The sequence below is a fragment of the Propioniciclava sp. genome, assembly GCF_036744435.1.
In the GTDB taxonomy this organism is placed as follows: domain Bacteria; phylum Actinomycetota; class Actinomycetes; order Propionibacteriales; family Propionibacteriaceae; genus Propioniciclava.
This window is the reverse complement of sequence record NZ_DAIOIA010000077.1, coordinates 1-14578: the sequence shown is the minus strand read 5'-3', so window position 1 is coordinate 14578 and position 14578 is coordinate 1. Positions and strand designations below refer to the sequence as shown.

14 protein-coding genes are annotated in these 14578 nt (G+C 67.9%); 7 read left to right on the top strand and 7 right to left on the bottom strand.

All coding sequences use genetic code 11. The annotated features are described in order from the left end of the window. Positions 1–46 precede the first annotated feature (46 nt). From V7E09_RS10480 to V7E09_RS10455, 6 genes are all read left to right on the top strand, one after another. A complete protein-coding gene (locus V7E09_RS10480; RefSeq protein WP_324512115.1) occupies positions 47–1963 on the top strand; it encodes a beta-glucoside-specific PTS transporter subunit IIABC in 1917 nt (638 codons plus the stop codon). 25 nt (positions 1964–1988) lie between these two features. Next, entirely contained in the window at positions 1989–3398 is a 1410-nt protein-coding gene (locus V7E09_RS10475; RefSeq protein WP_324512114.1) for a glycoside hydrolase family 1 protein, read from the top strand. A gap of 59 nt (positions 3399–3457) precedes the next feature. After that, a complete protein-coding gene (locus V7E09_RS10470) occupies positions 3458–4315 on the top strand; it encodes a PRD domain-containing protein (protein ID WP_324512113.1) in 858 nt (285 codons plus the stop codon). 127 nt (positions 4316–4442) lie between these two features. Beyond that, entirely contained in the window at positions 4443–5621 is a 1179-nt protein-coding gene (locus tag V7E09_RS10465; protein WP_324512112.1) for an NAD(P) transhydrogenase subunit alpha, read from the top strand. After that, entirely contained in the window at positions 5618–5923 is a 306-nt protein-coding gene (locus tag V7E09_RS10460; protein WP_324512111.1) for an NAD(P) transhydrogenase subunit alpha, read from the top strand. Before V7E09_RS10465 ends, V7E09_RS10460 begins: the two co-directional genes overlap by 4 nt. A gap of 4 nt (positions 5924–5927) precedes the next feature. Next, positions 5928–7328 carry an NAD(P)(+) transhydrogenase (Re/Si-specific) subunit beta gene (locus V7E09_RS10455; RefSeq protein ID WP_324512110.1) on the top strand — a complete coding sequence of 467 codons (1401 nt, stop codon included), beginning with the start codon at positions 5928–5930 and terminating at the stop codon, positions 7326–7328. 65 nt (positions 7329–7393) lie between these two features. Here V7E09_RS10455 and V7E09_RS10450 read toward each other — a convergent pair whose 3' ends face one another. Then, the gene (locus V7E09_RS10450) at positions 7394–7966 is read right to left on the bottom strand and encodes an LURP-one-related/scramblase family protein (RefSeq protein ID WP_324512109.1); all 573 of its coding nucleotides are present in this window, start codon (positions 7964–7966) and stop codon (positions 7394–7396) included. Between the two features lie 88 nt (positions 7967–8054). Then, a complete protein-coding gene (locus tag V7E09_RS10445) occupies positions 8055–8810 on the bottom strand; it encodes a hypothetical protein (protein WP_324512108.1) in 756 nt (251 codons plus the stop codon). A gap of 156 nt (positions 8811–8966) precedes the next feature. Between V7E09_RS10445 and V7E09_RS10440 the strand changes: the two genes are divergently transcribed. Continuing rightward, a complete protein-coding gene (locus V7E09_RS10440; RefSeq protein WP_324512107.1) occupies positions 8967–9476 on the top strand; it encodes a GNAT family N-acetyltransferase in 510 nt (169 codons plus the stop codon). 6 nt (positions 9477–9482) lie between these two features. Here V7E09_RS10440 and V7E09_RS10435 read toward each other — a convergent pair whose 3' ends face one another. The 5 genes from V7E09_RS10435 to infB form a co-directional block, all read right to left on the bottom strand. Continuing rightward, positions 9483–9953, bottom strand: coding sequence for a hypothetical protein (locus tag V7E09_RS10435; RefSeq protein WP_324512106.1), 471 nt, complete (start codon positions 9951–9953; stop codon positions 9483–9485). 58 nt (positions 9954–10011) lie between these two features. After that, entirely contained in the window at positions 10012–10953 is a 942-nt protein-coding gene (locus tag V7E09_RS10430; RefSeq protein ID WP_324523351.1) for a bifunctional riboflavin kinase/FAD synthetase, read from the bottom strand. 51 nt (positions 10954–11004) lie between these two features. After that, the gene (gene truB / locus V7E09_RS10425; protein WP_442956875.1) at positions 11005–11943 is read right to left on the bottom strand and encodes a tRNA pseudouridine(55) synthase TruB; all 939 of its coding nucleotides are present in this window, start codon (positions 11941–11943) and stop codon (positions 11005–11007) included. Further along, positions 11909–12361, bottom strand: coding sequence for a 30S ribosome-binding factor RbfA (gene rbfA / locus V7E09_RS10420; RefSeq protein ID WP_324512103.1), 453 nt, complete (start codon positions 12359–12361; stop codon positions 11909–11911). Before rbfA ends, truB begins: the two co-directional genes overlap by 35 nt. 93 nt (positions 12362–12454) lie before the next feature. After that, positions 12455–14578, bottom strand: a 2124-nt coding sequence (gene infB, locus V7E09_RS10415; protein ID WP_442956874.1) for a translation initiation factor IF-2, incomplete at its 5' end; no start/stop codon positions are given.

The following is a 14578-nucleotide window of genomic DNA, read 5'->3' as shown; positions in this document are numbered from 1 at the left end:
CCTAGGGATTGTTACTCGGCTGTCGAGGCAAGGCCTGAGACGCACCATGAGGTGCTCTCAGGCCTTTTTTGCGTTCTCAGGCAAAGAAAGGGACCCAACGATGGGCACCGCGGTGGATTACAGGGCGCTCGCGCCACAGATTCTGGACAACGTGGGAGGCGAGGGGAACGTCGCATCGATGACGCATTGCGCCACCCGCCTCCGCTTCACACTCAAGGACGAGGCCCTGGCCGATAAGTCGGCTGTGGAGAGACTTCCCGGCGTGATCACGGTCATGCGCGCCGGGGGACAGTTCCAGGTCGTCATCGGCAACAACGTCCCCCTGCTCTACGAGCAGATGACGGCCATCACACACCTGGGGACGGACGCCCCGCAGGAGCAGACCACAGCGTCCGGCAGCATCCTCAACCGGTTCATCGAGCTGATCAGTTCCGTCTTCCTCCCGATCCTGTGGCCCCTCGTCGGCGCGGGCCTCCTGAAGGCATTCCTGGCGCTCACCACCACCTTCGGGTGGCTCGCCTCCGCCTCGACGACGTACATCATCCTCAACGCCGCGGCCGACGCGATGTTCACCTTCTTGCCGATGTTCCTGGCGGTCACCTCTGCGAAGCGCTTCCGAGCCAACCAGTTCACCTCGATGGTCATCGCCGGAGCCCTGGTGTACCCGAGCATCATCGCCTTGGCCTCCAGTACCGACCCGGTCACCTTCTTCGGCATCCCCGTGGTCATGATGACCTACACGTCCTCGGTGATCCCGATCATCATCGCGGTCTGGGTGCAGGGCTACCTGGAGCGCGGGCTGAACAAGGTCCTGCCCAGCTGGCTGCGCAACTTCACCACCCCGCTGCTGACGATCCTCGTCATGGTTCCCCTCGTCCTGCTGACCATCGGCCCGCTCACCACCGTGGCCGCCCAAGCCGTCTCGACGGGTGTCACCGCCCTGTTCGCCTTGGCGCCCTGGTTCGCTGGGGCCATCATGGGTGGCCTGTGGCAGGTCTTCGTCCTGTTCGGCCTCCACTGGGGTCTGGTCCCGATCATGCTCAACGACATCGCCACCCAGGGCTACACCGTGCTCGGCGGGCCCCTCGTCGCGGCAGTCTTGGCCCAGTCGGCGGCGGCCTTGGCCGTCGCAGTGCGCACGCGCAGCGCCAAGCGCCGTGAGGTCGCAGCGAGCGGTTCACTGTCCGGCTTCGTCGCCGGCGTCACCGAACCGATCATCTACGGCGTCAACCTGCCCCTGAAGCTGCCCTTCTACTTCGGCATCGCCGGTGGCGCCATCGGCGGCGCCATCGCCGCCTCCGGTGGCAGCGCCATGGATCAGTTCGTGTTCCCGTCGCTGCTGGGCCTGGCCGGCTACACCAAGGTCGGTAGCTTCACGCTGCAGCTCGTGGGCGTCGCCGTCGCCATCGTGGTCGGCTTCGGCCTGACCTTCTTCTTCGGTCCGCGCGAGAGCCCCGACGAGGATCCCGCCGCAGAGCGCACCGACGCATCGGCAGCCCCCGGAGCGGGCAGCTTGGCCCTCGGTTCCCCGGTCGAAGGCACCGTGATCGCTCTGTCCGAGGTCTCCGACAAGGTCTTCGCCTCGGGCAGCATGGGAGACGGCTTCGCCGTCGTCCCCACGTCCGGGCACATCGTCTCGCCGGTGTCGGGGCGCGTCGTCGTCGCGATGAAGACCGGACACGCCTTCGGCTTGAAGACCGACAGCGGCGTGGAGGTCCTCGTCCACATCGGCATCGACACCGTGCAACTCCGCGGCGCCGGGTTCACGCCGCACGTCACCAAGGGCGACGTCGTGGGCGCAGGAGACCCGCTGTGCGACGTCGATCTCGAGGCCGTGTCGGCCGCCGGCTACGACCCGACCACCGTGGTGATCGTCACCAACACCGGACAGTTCTCGGGCGTGACTCCCGTAGCCGTCGGGACGCTCCCCGCCGGTGCGGACGCAGCCCAGGTCGCCTTCTAACCCCCACCATCGCGAGAGGATCACCATGACACAACGTTTCCCCGACAGCTTCCTGTGGGGCGGTGCCGTCGCCGCCAACCAGTACGAAGGCGGCTATGACGCCGACGGCAAGGGCCTTTCGATCCAGGACGTGATGCCGCGGGGCATCATGGCTCCCCCGAGCGACGAGCCCACATCGGACAACCTGAAGCTGGTCGGCATCGACTTCTACCACCGCTACGCCGAGGACATCGCGTTGTTCGCCGAGATGGGGTTCGGAATCTTCCGCTTCTCCGTCGCCTGGTCCCGCATCTTCCCGCGCGGTGACGAGGAGACGCCCAACGAGGCGGGCCTGGCGTTCTATGACCGGCTGCTGGACGAACTCGAGGCCCACGGCATCGAACCGATGATCACCATCAGCCACTACGAGACCCCGCTGCACCTCGCCCGAACCTACGACGGTTGGGTCGACCGACGCATGATCGGGTTCTACGAGCGTTACGCCCGCACACTGTTCGAACGCTATGGGCATCGGGTGAAGTACTGGCTGACCTTCAACGAGATCAACTCGGTGCTGCACGCCCCCCTGATGTCGGGGGGAATCTGGACGCCCAAGGAGGAGCTGTCTCCCAGCCAGCTCTATCAGGCGATCCACCATGAACTGGTCGCCTCGGCGTCCGCCACCCGCATCGCCCGGGAGATCAACCCGGAGATCCAGGTGGGCTGCATGGTGCTGGCCATGCCGATCTACCCGCTGACCCCCGATCCCGCCGACGTGCTGGCCGTCATGAAGGCCGACCATGAGAACCTCGCCTTCGGCGACGTCCACGTGCGCGGCGCCTACCCCGGCTACTTCCTGCGGTCCCTGGCCGAGGCGGGGGTCGAACTGGAGATCACCGAATCCGACCGGGAGACGCTGGCGAAGAACACGGTCGACTTCGTCAGTTTCTCCTACTACATGAGCCTGTGCGAAGCCGCGTCTGGCGGCGTGCGCACCGAGGGCAACATCATGGGCGGTGTGCAGAACCCGACCCTGCCTGCCAGCGAATGGGGATGGCAGATCGACCCGACGGGGCTGCGGATCGTGATGAACCAGTTCTGGGACCGCTGGGGCAAGCCCCTGTTCATCGTCGAGAACGGGCTGGGTGCCCGCGATGTCCTCGTCGAACGAGACGGCACCCCGACCGTCGAGGACGACTACCGGATCGCCTACCTGCGCGACCACCTCCTGCAGGTCGGCGAGGCGATCGCGGATGGCGTCGACGTGCGCGGCTACACCTGGTGGGGGCCCATCGACGTGGTGAGCGCCTCGACCGCCCAGCTCTCCAAGCGGTATGGATTCATCTACGTTGATCGCAACGACGACGGGTCGGGCACCCTGGCCCGGCACAAGAAGAAGTCGTTCGGCTACTACGCCGACGTCATCGCCAGCCACGGCGCGAGCCTGCACGACTGACCGCGCGGGGGCGCCGGATCCTCCGGCGTCCCCATCGCTTCCACGAAGGGGGGGGAAACATGCACATCCTGCGGGTGTTCAACACCAACGTGGTGCTGGCCCGGGATGCCGACGGCCGCGAGGTGGTCCTCACCGGACGCGGGCTCGGCTATCAGGCGCGTCCGGGACAGCCGGTCGACGAGTCCAAAGTGGTGCGCGTGTTCGTCCCCGACGACGGCCGCAACGCCGACAACTTCGGCGCCATGCTGGCCGCCATCGCCCCCGAACACGTCCTCGTCGTCGATCAGGCCCTCGCCCCAGTGTGGGCCGAGCTCGGGCGCGAGCCGTCCTCGACGACGGTGCTGGCACTCGCCGACCATCTCAGCTTCGCGATCAAACGCGTTCAGCACGGCATCCCCGGCGTGTTTCCGCTGCGCGCCGAGATCGCCCACCTCTACCCTCGCGAACTGCATTGGGGCGAGCAGATCGTCGACGCCGTCAACGACCAGCTCGGCTTGGCCCTGCCCCGCGACGAAGCGGTCCCCGTGGCGCTGCATCTGGTCAACGCCTCCTTCAACTCCGGCAACCTCGCCTTGACCTACCGGATGACCGGCGTGTTCTCCCAGGTGTTCGACATCATCGAATCCGAGTACGGCCGCCCCCTGGAGCGGGAGTCGGTGAACATCGCCCGCTTCATCACCCACCTGCGCTACTTCTTCGTCCGGGTGCACTCCGGGACGCAACTCGCCGACGACTCGGCCGCGCTCTTGGACGCGATCCGGGCCAGCCACCCCCAGGCGCACCGCTGCGCCCTGCGCGTCGCCGACGTGCTGGCGATGCGGCTGGAGCAGCCGATCACCGACGATGAGACGGCCTACCTGACCTTGCACATCGCCCGTCTCAGCCAGCCGGGGCGGCTCGGGACGACCCCCTCCTAGCGTGCCGGGCGGCTCCTGCGTTCCCCCTGCTGGGAACGCAGGAACAACCGGATGGACAACGATTCGACCTACTACGACGAACCGTAGTTGAATGGCTTCAGAGTCGTTCCATGAAGGAGTGAAGCCCATGACGGTCCTGATCGGGATCCCCGCGAGCGGCGAACAGGAGACGCGATCGCCCATCAACGGCGACGTCGTCAAGAAACTCGCCGCCATCGGCGTCCGCGTCCTTATCCAGCGGGGTGCGACCGACGCGTCGTTCGCCACCCCCGAGTCTCTGGGGGACGTGGACTGGGCCGAGACGTCGGCCGAGGTGTTGCGACGCGCCGACATCATCTGGTCGATCGGCAACCTGTCCGCCGAGGACCTGGCCGCGCTGCGGCCCGGCCAGCTGTTGATGGGGCTGCTGACGCCCTATGCGAGCGCCGAGCACGCCAGCGCGCTGGCCGCGACGGGCGCCACAGCGTTCGCCATGGAACTCCTTCCCCGCATCTCCCGAGCCCAGAGCATGGACATCCTCTCCAGCCAGGGGGCAGCCTCCGGGTACGAGTGCGTGCTGATCGCAGCCTCCCGGACCCCGAAGTTCTTCCCGATGCTCACCTATGCCGCCGGCACCATCCGTCCGGCCCGCGTCCTGGTGATCGGCGCCGGCGTCGCGGGCCTGCAGGCCATCGCCACGGCGAAGCGGCTCGGCTCCGTCGTCCACGGCTACGACGTCCGGCCCGAGACCCGCGAGCAGGTGGAGTCGCTGGGGGCGAAGTTCGTCAACACCGGCGTCAGCGCCGCCGGGGCGGGCGGGTACGCCCGTGAACTGACCGCCGAGGAGAAGGATCAGCAGGCGCAGGCGCTGGCGAAGGCCGTCGCCGAGTCGGATGTGCTGATCACCACCGCCGCGGTCCCCGGGAAGAAGGCACCTGTCATCGTGACCCGCGCCATGGTGGAGGCCATGCGCCCGGGCTCGGTCGTGGTGGACATGGCCGCCGAGGGCGGCGGCAACGTGGAGGGCACCGTCGCCGGCAAGGAGATGCTCGTGGGCGGCGCCCGGGTCATCGGTCCGGTCAACCTGCCCGCCCGCATGCCCGTCCACACCTCGGAGATGTTCGCCAAGAACCTGCTCAACTTCACCTCGCCGATGATCACCGACGGGGAACTCGCCATCGACTGGACCGACGACGTCATCGTCGGCACGGCCCTGACCCACGGCGGCGCCGTGGTCCACCCGGGCGTCGCGAAGGTGCTCGGCCTGGAGGTCTCCCCGATCGAGCCCGTGAACGTTCCCACCACCGAGGAGGAAGCCTCCGCATGATCGATCTGCTCTACCTCTACATCTTCGTGCTGGCGGCGTTCGTCGGCTACGAGGTGATCAGCCGGGTGCCCGTCATCCTGCACACCCCGCTCATGTCGGGGTCCAACTTCGTGCACGGCGTGGTGCTGGTCGGATCCATGTGGGCTCTCGCCCACGCCTCCACCCCGTTCCAGCTCGTGCTCGGCTTCCTGGCCGTTCTGCTCGGCGCCGCGAACGCCGCCGGCGGCTACGTCGTCACCGAACGGATGCTGGGCATGTTCGCTGCCAAGTCCGACGCCAAGCCGGCCTCGAAGGAGGCCTGAACCGATGTTCTGGGTCATCAACGGCGTCTACCTCGTCGTCGCCGTCTTGTTCATCCTCGGCTTGAAGGCGATGAGTTCACCCAAGACGGCCAAGCGTGGCATCGCCTGGGCCGGGCTGGGCATGGTGCTGGCCACCGTCGCGACGTTCTTCATCGCAGGTGAGGACGGCTCCCTGCTGTTCTTCGCCCCCGGAAAGACGATCAACCTGGTGCTGTGCCTCGTCGCGCTGGCGATCGGTGCCGGGATCGCCGCCTACCTCGGCAAGGTCGTCAAGATGACGGACATGCCGCAGATGGTCGCCATCTACAACGGCATGGGCGGCGGCGCTGCCGCGCTGATCGCCGCGGTCGAGTTCACCTCCGCCGAGCCGCCGACCGGCGTGCACGCCGTGCTGGCCATGCTGGGCGCGTTCATCGGATCGGTCGCCTTCTCCGGTTCGATCCTCGCCTGGGCCAAGCTCCAGGGCGTGATGAAGAAGGCCGTCCGCTGGCCGGTGCAGAACCTCGGCAATGTGCTGCACACCCTGGTGACGCTCGGCCTTGGCATCGCGATCGTGATCGTCGGGCCCTACCCGCTCCTGGTCGTCGCGTTCTTCGTCATGTCGCTCATCCTTGGGCTGGCGCTCACCAGCCCCATCGGCGGCGCGGACATGCCCGTCGTGATCTCGCTGCTCAACGCGTTCACCGGTCTGGCCGTCGGCCTCGAAGGCTACGTGCTGGGCAATCCCGCCTTGATCATCGCCGGCATCGTGGTCGGCGCGGCCGGCACGCTGCTGACCCAGCTCATGGCGAAGGCCATGAACCGGCCGCTCACCAACGTGCTGTTCGCCCCGATCACCGGTGAGGCGCAGGCAGGCGAGGGCCCCTCGGGCACCATGAAGGAGGTCTCGGCGATGGACGCCGCCGCGATGATGCGCTACGCCGAGAACGTGATCATCGTGCCCGGCTACGGCATGGCCGTCGCCGGAGCCCAGCACAAGGTGTACGAGATGACCAAGCTGCTGGAGGCCGAGGGCGTCGACGTGAAGTTCGCGATCCACCCGGTCGCCGGCCGCATGCCCGGTCACATGAACGTTCTGCTGGCCGAAGCCGGTGTCCCCTACGACCAGATCTTCGACCTGGACGAGGTCAACGCGGACTTCCCGCTGGCCGACGTGGCCCTGGTGATCGGCGCCAACGACGTCGTGAACCCGGTCGCTCGGACCGACAAGTCCAGCCCGATCTACGGCATGCCGATCCTGGACGCCGACAAGGCTCGCCAGACCATTGTCATCAAGCGCGGCAAGGGCGCGGGCTACTCCGGTATCGAGAACGCCCTGTTCTTCGCCGACAACACCTCGATGCTGTACGGCTCGGCGCAGCAGGCGGTCGCCGAGGTCATCACCCACATCAAGGAACTCAGCTAACCACGCACGACATGGTGGCGCGGTGGGGGGCTCCCCACTGCGCCACCTTTCGTTCGCGGGCGGCCTCAACCAGCGTTGCTGCGGCGCCGCTTTCTGCGGATCAGGTCCAGGGCGATCGCCGTCCCCAGCGCCAACAGGCGCGTCTGTGCGGGAGTGCCGGGGTGCAGCACCACCACGTAGCGGCTGTGCCCCAACAAGGCGGCGCCCAAGCCGGCCCATGCGCGCGACACCGTTCCGATCACCTCGCCGCCAGCAGCTATCTGATAGTCGACGTCGGCGAAGGCTCCGCGCAGTTCGATCGGGGATCCGTCGTAGGCCACGGCGTCGATCGCCGTCGAGAACAGCGAGAACCGCTTCTGGAGGGTCGCCAAGCGGCGTCCATCCGGCCAGGTCACTTCGAACGTGTCGCAGCCGAAGTCCGGGACATCGACCAGCCGGAGCAGCGGCGTCCCCTCGGCACTGGACACGGAGAAGTCTCGTGGCCCGGCGAACAGGAACGCCCCCATGGAGTCCTGGCCGATCACCCGCCCGAGGAGTGTCCCCTGGGGGTCGAGGAGGTCGAAGTCATTGGCGACGACGGCGCTGGTCTGTTGGACCACGATCGTGTCGTTCGTGAGGATGTTGTCGCTGGGGGTCATGCCGCCCAGTATGGCCCCCGCGGCATCCGCCAGACCACGGGGGTCCCTGTGCGCCCGCGTCCGAGTAGAGCCAGGCGCCCCAAGACGACTAGGCCTCCTTGGCGTCCGCGGGAATCGTGATGGTCACCGGCTCATTGAATTTGCCCTGAACGAGGGTGACCTGAGTCGCGTCGGACTTCTGCTCCAGTCGCACAGGACGCTTCTGGGCGTCGAGATACACGTCCATGGTCATGCTCTGCTCGGATTCACTGTCGGTTCCACCCAAGGCGGCCATGTCAGCTTCGACGGTGTAGTGAGCGGCCTCCACACCATCGATCGTCTGCTGTCCAACGTAGGTAACGGACTTGAAGGACTTCTCATAGCTGCGGTAGGCCGCGTCCAGATCACCCGGATTGCTGGGAGCCGAGGCCCCCGCCGCCGCCGTCGCGTCCGTCTTGATCCAGTCGCCACTGGGCTGACGCGCGTAGTAGTAGTGCCCATCGAAGATGACCTCGCTGGTCACCCCCTGGACGGTGGTCGTGAGCGCCGTCTTGACCTCGCTCGGGTTGCTCCGGTCCGTCACCGCCTCGGACACCATCGTGACGCTCTGGCCACCGACGGTCACCGTGGCATCGATCGTCGTCGTCAGCGTTGAGACGCTCTCCAGTCCGGTGCGCAGGGTCTGCACGAAGTCAGACGGGGCGACGCTCGACCCGGGTGCCGGGAGGGTCACGACGGGGGCTGCCGGAGCCACGGATGTGGGGGCAGCGGACGTGGTGGTGCTCGTCGTGGTGGGGGCAGCGCTGCACCCGACCAGAGCGAGCAAGGCGACGAGGGGTACGGCGACTCGTCCGATTCTGTGCATGGGTGGCCCTTCGACAACGTTGGCAGGAACGCGCTCACCCTATCGGCCCAAGACCCAGTTCTGCAGGGCGTGCTCGCCCGGGGGGCAAGACCGGATTTGTGTTTACCCACGGATCGGCAAGACTGGTCCGACACGAGCCAGTTCAGGAGTGATGTGATGTCGGAAAACCCCACGGCCGCCGTCGCCGCCGCCCGCCTTGCCACGCGCGATGACCTCCCCTCGCTGGAGGCCAACGAGACGGACAAGACGCGCGGTCTCTCGGCCACCTACCTCGACGAGCAAGAGCGAGGCGACTTCTACGTGGTCGTCGGCCTGCTGGACGGCGAAGTGGTGGGGCGCGTCGTCTTGGACGTACGCGACGATCCCTCGGTCCTCGCCCCGGAGATGAAGCTGCTGTGGGTGGTTCCCTCGGCTCGTAGGAAGGGGCTCGGCGCCGTGATGACGCACGAACTCGAAGCGCTCGCCCGCAGCCTCGGTTACGACGAGATCTTCCTGGGCGTCTCGGCCGACAACAACCCGGCCGCGATCCCGCTGTACGTCAGCCTCGACTACACCCCCACCGGCGATCATCGCAGCGCCATCAACCTGTCGGTCATCGACGCGGACGCCCCGATCGGGGACGACCCGACCGAAGCCATCTTCCGTAAGTCCCTCCGCGTTCGCTGAGAGACCTCACACGTCCCCGAGCGCGATGAACTCGGGCCGCCGCTGTCCCGCATGCAGGGTCAGCAGAAGCCGCCCGCCCTCGACGCGATGGTCCTCCAGCGCGACCGTCCCGACCACAAGGTGACGCACCACCAGCCAGGGCGCCTGGGAGGTCAGCCCCACCACCACCAGCTCGCTGCCGTCGGCGAACCGTAGGATCCACTCGTCGCCCGCCGCGATCGGCGCAATACCTCGCACCGGGATTCCGCGCGCCCGGATGGAGTGGACGTGGTCGATCAGCTGGCGGGCCCGTTCGGCCCGGTGGGCGTGGAGCAGGCGCTCGGCGACCTCGGCGAGTTCACGCACATCATCGGGATGAACGCCGAGCGGCGTAGACGCCCGCGGCCGCGTCGCATGCGGACTCCGGCGCCGGCCGCGCAAGGCACCGGCGAGTGTCAGCAGGATCGCCACCACCAGCAATGCCGCCACCCATTCCATGCGTCCATTCTCCCGCGCGCCCACGGCACAGGAAAGTGGTACGGCGCGCGAGTGCGGCTCAGAGCCGCCCGCAGGGATGATCGGCCAGTGCCACACGCGTGGCAGCGACGTCGGCGTCCATCTGGGCGATCAAGGCGTCCACCCCCGCGAACTTGACCTGTCCGCGGATGCGGTCGCAGAAATCGACCGCGATGTCGACACCGTAGAGATCGAGGTCGTCGCGGTTGAGCACGAAACTCTCCACCCGGTGTTCCTCCCCGTCGAACGTGGGATTGGTTCCCACCGAGATCGCCGCGGGCCACGCGGTGGCTGCACGCCCAGGAGGCAACGCGACGCCGTGCGCGTCACGCCCGTCCAACCGGGTCAGGTACCCGGCATAGACGCCGTCGGCGGGCGCCGCGAACGCGGCGGGGACAGGAAGGTTCGCGGTCGGAAAGCCGAGCTCACGGCCGCGGTGATCGCCGTGCTGAACCACGCCACGGAACCGGAACGGCCGCCCGAGCAGTTCGGCGGCGTGGCGCACATCACCCAGATGCAACGCTGCACGGACCGCGGAACTGCACGTTTCCTCGTCACGCACCTTGACCAGCGGCAGCCCCGTCACCTCGAACCTCCCCGCACCCAGGTCACGCAGCGTGGCGAGCGTTCCGGCCGCCTTGTGCCCGAACCGGAAGTTCTCCCCCACCACCACACGGGTGGGATGCAGCGGAAGGATGACCTGGTCGACGAACTGAGCGGGCGTGAGCTGGGAGAACTCGCGGGTGAAGTCAACGACCTTCACCTGGTCGGCGCCCGCCTCTCGGAGCAGGGCGACCCGATCGGCCAGGTCGGTGAGCAGCTTGGGGCCGCCCTCGGGCCGGACCACCGACGCCGGATGAGGCCAGAACGTCACCACGACGAGAGGAAGGTCGGGCTCGGTGGCCCGGGCCACCGAGAGGACCTCCCGATGTCCGGGGTGCACCCCGTCGAAGTTCCCGATGACGACCACGGAACCTGCCACGTCACTCCTTCGCGCGTTCAGACGCATGTTTTCCCGCAACGCCGCCCCAGCCTAAACCAGGACCGCGATCGGTGCGGAACCGGCCCCCTCAGGCCGATAGAGGGCCAACAACTCCCCCGCATGGAGGATCGCAGTCGGGTCGGCCGGTACCCTGCGGCCCAAAGCCCGCCCGAACCGGATGTCGTGCGCCTCCTCGGCGGTGGCCTCCAGCGTGGGGAACAGCAAGGGGGCGATCTCACCGAGCGGATAGGCCGACAGCGGGTACAACTGACCCGGGGCAAGCTCGGGCAGGGTGGCGTCCCAGGCCGCGTGAGCAAGATGGAAGGGGCCGATCCGGGTTCGTCGCAGCCGGGTGAGATGTCCGCCCACTCCCAGCCCTGCCCCCAGGTCCCGTGCCAGCGCACGAATGTAGGTCCCCGAGGAGCAGTCGACGAGGACATCGAGGTCGATCACCTCGACGCCGGCATCCTCCCCGGAACGCACATCCAGCACGTCGAACCGCGAGACGGTGACCGGGCGGGCCGCCAAGGCGACCTCCTCCCCGCGCCGCACCAGCGCATACGCGCGCTGCCCGTTGACCTTGATGGCCGAGACCGCCGACGGGACCTGTGCGATCGTCCCGGTCAGAGCCGCCACCCCCGGCGCAACCCCCGCGCCGACCTCGTCCAGCCGTGCCCCCGCTGCCGTGACGATCTCCCCTTCGGCGTCGTCAGTCGTCGTGGCCATCCCGAGCCGGATCGTGGCCTCGTAGGTCTTGTCCATCCCCGTCAGGCGACCGAGCAGCCGGGCGCCCTTCTCCACGCCGAGGATCATCAGGCCGGTCGCCATCGGATCCAGCGTCCCGGCGTGTCCGACCTTCTTGGTGCCCAGGGCCCTGCGTGCCCGGGACACCACCTGGTGGCTGGTGATCCCGCCGGGCTTGTCGGCGAGCAGCACCGACGAGGTCGCCACAGGGTCAGGCCTCGTCGTCGAGGTCGGGATCGGCCTCATCGTCGGCGGGCTTGCGGTACGGATCCGCCTCGCCTGCATAACTGGCTCCAGCGCTGCGGGCCGCCAGGTCCGCGTCGGAGGCGCGCGCAGCCTTGAGCAGGGCGTCCATTTCGGCGGCGGTCTCGGGGACGGCATCCAGGACGAACTCGATCGTCGGGGTGAACTTCATGCCGAGCTGCTTGCCGACCGTAGAGCGGATGAGACCCTTCGCGGAGGCCAGGGCAGCGCCGCTCGCGACCCGTTCCGACTCGTCACCCAGCACGGTGTAGAACACGGTCGCCTCACGCCCGTCGCCGGTGAGCCGCACGTCGGTGAGGGTCACGAAACCCAGCCGGGGATCCTTGATCCGGCGGTCCAGCATCTCGGCGACGATGACCTTGATCTGCTCGGCCACCTTGATGTAGCGGGGGTTTCCCATCGCTTCCTACTTTCGGTTCGGTGATGTGGGACGCGACTGGCCCGGGTGAGCACTGGTGCTTCCCGGGCCAGCCGCTGGTGGAACGCCTCCCGATCAGTCGCGGGGCTTCTCCACCATCTCGTAGGTTTCGACGATGTCGCCGACCCTGATGTCGCTGTAGTGATGCAGCGTCAGGCCGCACTCGAAGCCCTCGCGGACCTCGGTGACGTCGTCCTTCTCGCGCCGCAGCGACGCGATCGAGGACTCGGTGACGACGATGCCGTCGCGGAGCAGGCGCGCCTTGGCGTTGCGGCGGATGTTGCCGTCCAGCACCATGCAGCCCGCGATCGTGCCGATCTTGGAGCTCTTGAAGATCTCGCGGATCTCGGCCTGACCCATCGTCTTCTCTTCGAAGATCGGCTTGAGCATGCCCTTCAGCGCCGCCTCCACGTCGTCGATCGCCGCGTAGATGACCGAGTAGTAGCGGATGTCGACGCCTTCGGAGTCGGCCATCTGCGTGGCCTTGCCCTGGGCACGGACGTTGTAGCCGATGATGACGGCGTCGGAGGCCGCGGCCAGCGAGACGTTCGTCTCGGTGATCGCGCCGACACCACGATCGATGACGCGCAGCGACACCTCGTCGCCCACCTCGATCTTGGCCAGCGAGTCCTCCAGCGCCTCGACCGAACCGGCCGAATCGCCCTTGAGGATGAGCTTGAGCTCCTGGGTCTCGCCCTTCTCCAACTGCTCGAACAGCTGATCCAGCGTCTTGCGACGGGTGGTGCGGGCCAGCAACGCTGCACGCTGTCGTGCCTCGCGCTTGTCGGCGATCTGGCGGGCCATCCGGTCGTCGTCGACGACCAGGAAGGAGTCACCCGCGCCGGGAACCGACGTGAGGCCGAGCACCTGGACCGGCATCGAGGGCGGCGCCTCGTCGACGGTCTCGCCCAGATCGTTGATCATGGCGCGGACGCGGCCGTGAGCCGAACCGGCGACGATCGAGTCGCCCGTGCGCAGCGTTCCCCGCTGCACCAGGACGGTCGCGACCGGGCCGCGCCCCTTGTCGAGGTGCGCCTCGATGGCGACGCCCTGAGCGGGCATGTCGGGGTTGGCGCGTAGATCCAAGGACGCGTCGGCGGTGAGCACGATCGCCTCCTGCAGCCTGTCCAGGCCCTGGCGGGTCACCGCAGACACGTCGACGAACATGGTGTCGCCGCCGTACTCCTCGGGGATCAGCCCGTACTCGGACAGTTCGCCGCGGACGCGGACCGGGTCGGCCGCCTCCTTGTCGATCTTGTTGACCGCCACCACGATCGGCACGTCAGCCGCCTGGGCGTGGTTCAACGCTTCGATCGTCTGCGGCATCACGCCGTCATCGGCCGCCACCACGAGAACCGCGATGTCGGTCGACTTCGCACCACGGGCACGCATGGCGGTGAACGCTTCGTGACCGGGGGTGTCGATGAAGGTGATCCTCCGCTCGAGGCCCTCGACCTCGGTCTCTACCTGGTACGCGCCGATGGCCTGGGTGATGCCACCGGCCTCCTGCGCGACCACGTTCGAGTGGCGCAGCGCATCCAGCAGCTTCGTCTTGCCATGGTCAACGTGACCCATGACGGTGACGACCGGCGGACGGGGCGCGAGGTCGTCCTCGTCGCCGGCGTTCTCACCGAACTCCAAGTCGAAGGACTCCAGCAGCTCACGGTCCTCGTCCTCGGGGCTGACCATCTCGATCTCGTAGTTCAGCTCCGAGCCGAGCACCTGCAGCGTGTCGTCGGCCACCGACTGGGTGGCGTTGACCATCTCACCGAGGTGGAATAGCACCTGCACCAGCGATGCCGGCTCGACGCCAATCTTCTCGGCGAGATCCGTCAGGGATGCGCCACGGCGCAGGCGGACCTTCTGCCCCTCACCCGAGCGGATCCGGACGCCGCCGATCGTCGGGGCCTCCATCTGGTCGAACTCTGCGCGACGCGCCTTGCGGCTCTTGCGTCCGCGACGAGCCTGGCCGCCGCGACCGAAGGCACCCTGGGTGCCGCCACGACCACCACGGCCGCGACCGCCGCCGCCAACCGCTCTTTGGGCGGTTCGATCATCTCGGCCGCGATCGGGCCGGGATCGAAGCCGTCCGGCGGGCAGACGCAGGCGATCCAGCCGGCCACCATCAGCGCCAGCTGCTGCGGCACCAGGCCGAGGTCGAGCATCCGCAGGGCCGGGTCGGGCACCCGCTGCAACAGC